The sequence below is a fragment of the Microbacterium sp. ISL-103 genome (assembly GCF_018613995.1).
Lineage (GTDB): Bacteria > Actinomycetota > Actinomycetes > Actinomycetales > Microbacteriaceae > Microbacterium.
Genome location: NZ_JAGGPD010000644.1, coordinates 1 through 1,215, shown reverse-complemented (window position 1 = coordinate 1,215; position 1,215 = coordinate 1). Strand labels below are relative to the sequence as shown.

Annotated in this window: 2 protein-coding genes; one reads left to right on the top strand and one right to left on the bottom strand. The window is 68.6% G+C overall.

What is annotated here, in order from left to right; all coding sequences use genetic code 11:
- Positions 1-898: heparan-alpha-glucosaminide N-acetyltransferase domain-containing protein (locus J7E68_RS19065; RefSeq protein ID WP_311417431.1), on the bottom strand; the 898-nt coding region annotated here is incomplete at its 3' end.
- A 25-nt stretch (positions 899-923) separates the two neighbouring features.
- Here J7E68_RS19065 and J7E68_RS19060 point away from each other — a divergent pair.
- Positions 924-1,215 (top strand): hypothetical protein (locus tag J7E68_RS19060; protein ID WP_215175113.1); only part of this gene is annotated, 292 nt, incomplete at its 3' end.

Below are 1,215 nucleotides of genomic sequence, written 5' to 3'. Positions count from 1 at the left end.
TGGCCAGAACGCAGAGCGCGAGGACCGAGAGGGCGAAGCCGCCGGGGCCCAGGTTCTCGGCTGTGCCGCCCGAATGCGGATCGACGCCGAAGATGCCTCCGAGCACAGCCCCGAGAGGGTCGGCGGCCGCCAGGGCCTCGGGGTAATCGCTCCACCCCGACGCCGATGCACCCGAGCCGTCGTACGTCGCCCCGGTGAGCCGTGCGACGGATCCGACCATCCCCAGCCCGTATCCGACGATCATGAGGCCGACGCCGACGCCGAAGGTGATCGCCGCCGTCTCGAGCTTCTCGACGCGCAGACGACCGAGAGCCATGCCGGCGAAGATGAACGCGAGCCACGCCGTGATCGGGTACGACCCGTAGAGCACCAGGCTGACGCCGGGGCCGTACGGATTCAGCGTCAGCGCGGCGAGCAGCGCCAGCAGGGCGGGAGCCGCGAGCGCCAGGATGCCGGCGGCGATCAGCAGCTTCCACGGCTGCCAGCGCAGGAACGGGATCACCGCCACGTAGAGCAGGCCGTAGAGGGTGAGGATCACGGCGATCGGGGTGTTCAGCATCTCGAGCGCCAGGCCGATGATGAAGATCACGGCACCGCGGCCGACCAGCTGCAGACGGATGCTCGGCATCCGCTCGGGATCGGGGATCGTGCTGCGGCCGGTCATCAGAGCGATCGAGACGCCGGCGAGCACCGCGAAGAGGATCGACGAGCGACCGTGCACGAGGTCGGTCCAGGTCGAGAGGTCGAACGGATCGAATGCCCGGGTCTCGCCGATATGGGCGCCCGCCATGCCGAGGATCGCGAGGCCTCGTGCGACGTCGAGCCCGAGGATGCGGGGCGCCCGCCCGAACTCATGGAACCACCGCGATGCGGGAGGGGCCTTCGACACAGTGCTCACGGATGAATCGTACGATGGGAGTTCTATGTCCTCTCCCGTGATCTTCTATCCTCCCGAGCTGCCCGTCAGCGCCGCACGGGAGGAGATCGCCGATGCCATCCGCGACAATCAGGTCGTCATCGTGGCCGGTGCCACGGGCTCGGGAAAGACGACGCAGCTGCCGAAGATCTGCCTCGATCTCGGTCGCGAGCGCATCGCGCACACGCAGCCGAGACGTCTCGCCGCGCGCACGATCGCCGATCGGGTGGCCGAGGAGATGCAGGTCGAGCTCGGCACCCTGGTCGGATACACGGTGCGCTTCACCGACAAGGTGTCGG